Consider the following 5811-nt stretch of genomic DNA (forward strand, 5'->3'; position numbering starts at 1 on the left):
CAAACGCTCGGATTCTGGCCGATTCAGACCGCCTCATGAGAATCCAGCAGTGGCGCGGCCTACAGACAATTTCGCTCGTACGGGAAACCCGCAACCAGTCGCCAGCTTGTGAGCGTCGTATTCGACCGTGTCGAACGCTTCGAGCACGGCGCGCGTCGATTGCCGCAACGCCGATGCGGGCTTGATTCGGGTGCCGGCGGCCCGAGCGCTGCGCACGAAGTTGTCGTCCAATGCCGCGCGCAAGGCTCGCGCAATCGTCCGGACAGCCTTGTCTTGCTGGTTGAGGGGGTAGTCGCTGCCGTCCAGCCCCAGCTCGCGGCAGGCGTCGTGGAAGCGACCGACCGCCGCCTTCAGGCTAACCATGCGGCCGCGCTGACCACTCGCCTGCAGATAGACGCGGCCAGAGGTGGCTTCCTCGCGAAGTTGTTTGGCCAGGCTCGGATGGCGCTGCAGCAGTTGCGTGAACACCCCGGCATTGCCGGCCTTGTCGTGCACGAGGACGCGTGGCGCCGCCGTGCGCTCGTAGGTCTGAACACGCTTGTACGGCACCAGGGCCCGGTAGCCCCAAAGTCTGCCGTCGGAGTGGGGACAGAGCGCCCGATCGATCAGGCGGAAAAGCGCAGCGCGGTGCAGCCCGGTGTCGGCGGCGATGCGCTCCAATGTCTCGCCCTTCGAGTAGAGCTCGACCGCCAGGCGACGAGCCCGAAAGGTGCTGCGGACCGGCGCCGGCAACGCCCGTTCATCGAGGCCTGGCCAGTCGACCAGACTCAGGGGGCGGCGCTGTTTGCGCTTGCGAATGGGCGTGGTCATGAGGCGGCTACGTTGCTGGGGCAATCGCCCGCGAAAAACGCGTGGCCCCGCTGAGCGGCGACACCGCCAGGTCAGGACTCAGCACGCGGCCCTTGGCGACCAGCGAGTAAAGGGCCGCCTCGACCATCGGCGGATCGTGATCGGCGAAGTGCGCCATGATCTGGTCCAGCGTGTGCGACCTCTCCAGGTACACCACGATGGCCTGGGCCAGAACGACGTCCGAGAAGCGCCCCCAGACGACGAGGTAGGGAAGGATTCGAGCCCAGTTGGCCACGGGGGTTGTCCAGTCGCGCAAGTCCGTGCGCGCGACGCGGCGCACGGGCAGGCCCCGAACCTGTTCAGGGGGGATCGTCGCATCGCTCTCAACCGCCGGCGCGGCGGGAACCTCGATCTCATCGCCATCGTCATCGAGGAGCCAGAATTCGCTCGAGGCGGTGCTGCGCAGCGCAACCCAGAAGTCGATGACGCGCGAGTTTGGCGCGCCCAGACGTGCAGGGCGCTCACAGAAGGTCACCACCAAGGGGTTGGCCTCCAGTGCGAGCCACAGCTGCCATTGAGCGTAGCTGGCGAGACTTAAACGTCGAGCCAGCTTCGGGCTGAACACCTCGATCCGACGTCTCGACGGGCCGCGCACGAACGCAAGCGGACGTGAAAACGTCGGCTTCGTGGCGTGCGCATCGGCGTGCTGGGACATGGGCTCGTAGGAGGTGAGCGCATCGAAAAATGCGCGCTGTCACGACATTACTCCGCTTCTTGTTCCTGTCACAGGGTTACTACAGAAATATTCGTAGCAATGTTGATACATTCGGGGCTGGTTCGCCCTCGCTCTACGAGGTGGAACCCGTCGACGGGAATGTAACAACACTAGTACAGTTCACGATCAAGGGAGAGACATGAAGATCACCGATCCGGGAAAGCTCATAACACCGACCGATGAGCTTCGAGAGCACTGCACGCGCGAGGCGCTCCGTCATCTGGCAGGGAATGCCAGCGACCTCGCAGAGGAGGGACTGCCGCTGAGAACACCGGACGAAGGCCGGTCGTACCGCTGGACAGAGCTACCTGATGTCCCGATCTTCCTAAGCGGCATGCTCTCCGGTCAGAGGGCGCTGGACAACTACTCGAAGGCCCGGCTCACCCCGGCCATGCCGCCGATGCCTAATTCGCCGAGAACGAATTTACCCTGCACATCCGCCCGAGACACCTTGTCGTACAAAAGATAAAACCGGCAGATCATTCCTGCATCGACAGCAGCCCATGAACCACATCACGCAACTCATCCAGCAGCATCCGCTGATTGCTCTGCACCTCGGTGCAGCGCTGCTTGCGCTGACTGTGGGTGCAGTGGTGATTGCTCGCCGCAAGGGCACCATCAACCACAAGCGGCTGGGTTGGTTCTGGGTGGCGCTAATGGCCACGACTGCCATTTCCAGCATCTTCATCCGCGATTACCGGCTACCCAACATCGCCGGCTACACGCCGATTCACGCACTCACGCTGTTCGTGCTCATCTCGTTGCCGCGCGGCATCTACAACATCCGCCAGGGCAACGTCGCGGCGCACCGCGGTCTGATGCGCGGCATTTTCTTCGGCGGCTGCATCGTCGCCGGACTCTTCACTCTCATGCCGGGGCGCTTCCTGGGCGACCTGCTGTGGAAGCAGGCCCTGGGCCTCGTTCGCTGACCTTGTTTCAACCGCCCCGATTTCAGCAAGGGACACCACCATGAGCCGTCGCGTTGCGGCCATAGGCCACGGGGGCTGGGGGTTGCCCCAGTGAAGGGCCCTTGCAGAGGATGGCCATCAATGCGTCCCCCGAGCTATCAAGGCAAGGCGCAGCGCCTAGAACATGATGCCGCTGTCTTTCGTAGAAGGGAGTGATCCAAACCGTGGGAGGCATGAATCATGCGGCTTGGCGCGCATGCGGCGCGTTCGCAGCCTGTGACTTGGCCTCCCACGGTTTGGATCACTCTCCGTTGGAGCAAGAGCAGCGATTCGTGCATTTAACAGGTTGCAGCACGAACCATTTTTCGAGAACCACCTGAAGAAGACGCCCGAGCAGCCGTCGGGAGTCCCCGGGGGCGTTCCCTCCGCTGAAGGAACCTGCTGACCACGGCGTCGGCTTAACTCGTGCCGACCCCTATGGCCGCCGGAACAAACACGGCGTCAAGCCCCGTCGCCGGATCCTCCAATGGCAGGACGTTGACAAGCTTGAGCGACTGCATGAGCAGAACCAGGTCCTCGAACGCCTGGTCGCCGAACGCGAGGATGGTCAAGAGCGGCGTGTCCTCGCAAGCGCACACAGCGACAGCGCGCGCCGCGCCACCGACAAAGGGCCGCTCCGTCTTGCGCAGCCGGAGCACGCAGGTCAGGACGGTCTCCACCAGCGGATGCGTGTCCTGGCCAGGCTCGACCTGCCAGTCGAAGGAGCTTCGGCGCGAGCGCGGCGTTGTTGCCGTGCGGCTGGTCTTGTTGGCACTGGTCGACACGTGGGCTTCCATCATCTTCGTGCATTGACGTTCCATCGCAATACTGCAAGCCGGCAGAGCCGGAACCAAACAGGCAAAGTGCAAGATTTTTCGGATGCTCAACCGATTCGCATTCCCGCTGGTGCTCTCAGCCAAGCCGAGAAAGTTGTTGCAACCCATTGGGTTCAAGGCGTTTCGCCTGTTGCACTCATTGCGCCAAACATAGTCTGAACCATTTGAATTCTTCGCACAATTCGTCAAGACTGAACTTGTGGACCAAGGGCGCATGCTCTCTGTCAGAGCGCTTCTGCGGCCGAGGCGCCTTCGGCGCCGCCAGCGGTGCACGGTAGGCGCGCGCCGCGGCAAGCCAGGTAGCCACCTCGGCGCAGCGCGCACAGCCGTCGTGTTGCAGATCGTCGGCCAACGACCGAAGGTACAGCGCCTCGCGATCGGATTGCGTCCGCTGGAACACCGGCTTCGCCACCAAGACGAGCGGCCCGCGAACACCGTCGCGCTCCGGAAGCTAGATGTCCGTACCTCACCGAGGCGAGAATGGCTTGTGTCATTGACCGCGTTCACGGAAAACCCCGCCGGCATGCGAACCCCTCAGCAGATGGCCGAGAACCTCCTCGTCGGAGCCGACGAACACAAGCAGAGGGCAACACTCTTGCACCTCGGCTCAGCGCTGTTTGACAAATGGGGAAGCCCTTGTAGCGACAGAACCTCCGGCACTGCGTCGTCAGGCGGACCGGCGGTTTTTGTGCGCGCGCGCCAACGCTATCACGCCCAGGCCAGCCAGCATGAGTCCGTAGGTTTCAGGCTCCGGCACGGGCGTAGTGGCGGCGATGTCGCCGTCATGAACGGCCCAGGCCCATCCGGGAAAGCTTTCGGTGCCAATGATCTCGGAGCCGTGGGAGAAGGTGATCTCGGCCCCCGATTGCCAAGACGGAAGCGCAGGACCGTAGTAAAGGCTGCCGGTCAGGTACTCCACTTGCCGCGAGGCGATCGGATCGACGTTCAGGAACAGACCGGTGTTCGTCTGGGTGCTGGTGCCAGCGCCGTTGCCGAGCGTGCGGTCGAACAGGTCCGCCAATTCATTGACGCCCGCATCGGGAATGAAGCGGCAAATCGGAACGCCTCCTGGTGTCATGCAACTCGAGGGAGCCACGTTCTTGGCTGTCGGAAGACGCCAGCCCGTCACCCCATAGATGTTGAGACCCTTGGCCCAGGCGACCGCTTGGTACTGGTCGAGCAGGCCGGGATCCCGCCGATACGAATCCTGTGGGTTCCCGGGCGCGAAGCCGGATGTAGCGGCGTAGTTGGCATCCGCGAGCCAGGTGATGTTCTGCTCGGTGCTGTAGTAGGCGTCGGTCACGCCGTCCCCGTTGATGTCGCGTGCCTTGAGCGTGGTTTCCCAGGTGCCTTGACCTGAGATGGGTACTGCATGCGCTGTGATCGCGCTGAGAAGCGCGGCGCCGGCAAGCATGGATCTGAGCATGTTGATGTGCAATCTATCGTTGAGGAGTTCCGAGCCTAGCGAATGTCTAGCGCCGGCCATACCCCTAGGAGTCTGCGCGGCAGAAGGAAATGCAACGGTATGGATTGCCGGTAGACCGAGGTTGTGGCCAGTTTGACGCTCCAGCGCCAGCAGCAATGGCGTTTCGAGGCTGATGAACTGCTGTGATGGATCCTTAGGCGCTCACTCGTCACAATGCCCTAAACGCGACAGAGCCAGTTGCAGCGCCACATCGAGTACTTTCCAATTCAGCTATGAGCCTGAAGCCGCGCGCTGGCCCACCCGAAGGGCAACCTGCGCCTGTACATGTCGCTCGCCGAGATCGAGGAACTCATCGAGGCCGCGATCGCTACAACGCGAGCCCGCACGATGGCCTGAACGGGCGCACGCCTCTGGAAGCTGTGGAGCACTCGCTGCGTGGCCGCGGCACCGTTGTGACGTGGCTACCCGAGGCCAAGCGGCGCACGCTGTGCCTGATGCAGACCCCCAAGCGAGCCACCGTGCGTGGCTACCTGCATCAGGGCCAGCGCCCGCACATCAACTTCCACGGCGTGCGCTACACCAACACGCTGCTGGCCAGCACCACGGCATTCCTCGGTCAGTCGCTTCGCATCTACTACCACAGCGACGACCTCCGCACGGTGCGCACTTTCGCTCCAGATGGCGCCGAGATCGGCCGGGCCGAACGTCGAGGAACGGCGCGGCATCTCGTTGTACTGGGTGCGGCAGGTATGCCGGCTGCACCGCAAGAGGCCGACCTCGACGGCCTTCTGGCAGCGCTGGAACGAGCTGCACGCCCGCCTGGGCCGCAGGTTCGTGGCCCTCGCCGCCGACGTGTGCGCGGCCATGGACGGCACGCCTCGCTCGAGCTCGATGGTGGAGAACCTGAACTCGAGGTTGCGCCGCTACTTTTTCCTGCGCCGCCCAAACGCTCGGATTCTGGCCGATTCAGACCGCCTCATGAGAATCCAGCAGTGGCGCGGCCTACAGACAATTTCGCTCGTACGGGAAACCCGCAAC

Annotated in this window: 7 protein-coding genes; 3 read left to right on the forward strand and 4 right to left on the reverse strand. The window is 63.3% G+C overall.

Annotated features, from left to right (window positions below; all coding sequences use genetic code 11):
* Positions 1-33 precede the first annotated feature (33 nt).
* Both AC30NL_RS21175 and AC30NL_RS21180 read right to left on the reverse strand, forming a co-directional pair.
* Complete coding sequence (locus AC30NL_RS21175; RefSeq protein ID WP_489465959.1) at positions 34-810, reverse strand: hypothetical protein; 777 nt, start codon at positions 808-810, stop codon at positions 34-36.
* 7 nt (positions 811-817) lie between these two features.
* Entirely contained in the window at positions 818-1504 is a 687-nt protein-coding gene (locus AC30NL_RS21180; RefSeq protein WP_489465960.1) for a hypothetical protein, read from the reverse strand.
* 199 nt (positions 1505-1703) lie between these two features.
* Here AC30NL_RS21180 and AC30NL_RS21185 point away from each other — a divergent pair, with 199 nt between their 5' ends.
* Both AC30NL_RS21185 and AC30NL_RS21190 read left to right on the forward strand, forming a co-directional pair.
* Entirely contained in the window at positions 1704-2033 is a 330-nt protein-coding gene (locus tag AC30NL_RS21185) for a hypothetical protein (protein WP_489465961.1), read from the forward strand.
* Positions 2034-2067: 34 nt separating this feature from the next.
* A complete protein-coding gene (locus AC30NL_RS21190) occupies positions 2068-2493 on the forward strand; it encodes a DUF2306 domain-containing protein (protein ID WP_489465962.1) in 426 nt (141 codons plus the stop codon).
* 437 nt (positions 2494-2930) lie between these two features.
* Here AC30NL_RS21190 and AC30NL_RS21195 read toward each other — a convergent pair whose 3' ends face one another.
* Both AC30NL_RS21195 and AC30NL_RS21200 read right to left on the reverse strand, forming a co-directional pair.
* Positions 2931-3332: a hypothetical protein gene (locus tag AC30NL_RS21195; RefSeq protein WP_489465963.1), complete on the reverse strand. Its 402-nt coding sequence runs from the start codon at positions 3330-3332 to the stop codon at positions 2931-2933.
* Between the two features lie 682 nt (positions 3333-4014).
* On the reverse strand, positions 4015-4773 hold the full coding sequence (locus AC30NL_RS21200) for a PEP-CTERM sorting domain-containing protein (protein WP_489465964.1): 759 nt from the start codon (positions 4771-4773) through the stop codon (positions 4015-4017).
* A gap of 272 nt (positions 4774-5045) precedes the next feature.
* Between AC30NL_RS21200 and AC30NL_RS21205 the strand changes: the two genes are divergently transcribed.
* On the forward strand, positions 5046-5811 hold a 766-nt coding region (locus AC30NL_RS21205; RefSeq protein ID WP_489465965.1), incomplete at its 3' end, for a Mu transposase C-terminal domain-containing protein.

Origin of the sequence: Rhizobacter sp. (assembly GCA_021153565.1) — a bacterium.
Taxonomy (GTDB): Bacteria; Pseudomonadota; Gammaproteobacteria; order Burkholderiales; family Burkholderiaceae_C; genus Albitalea.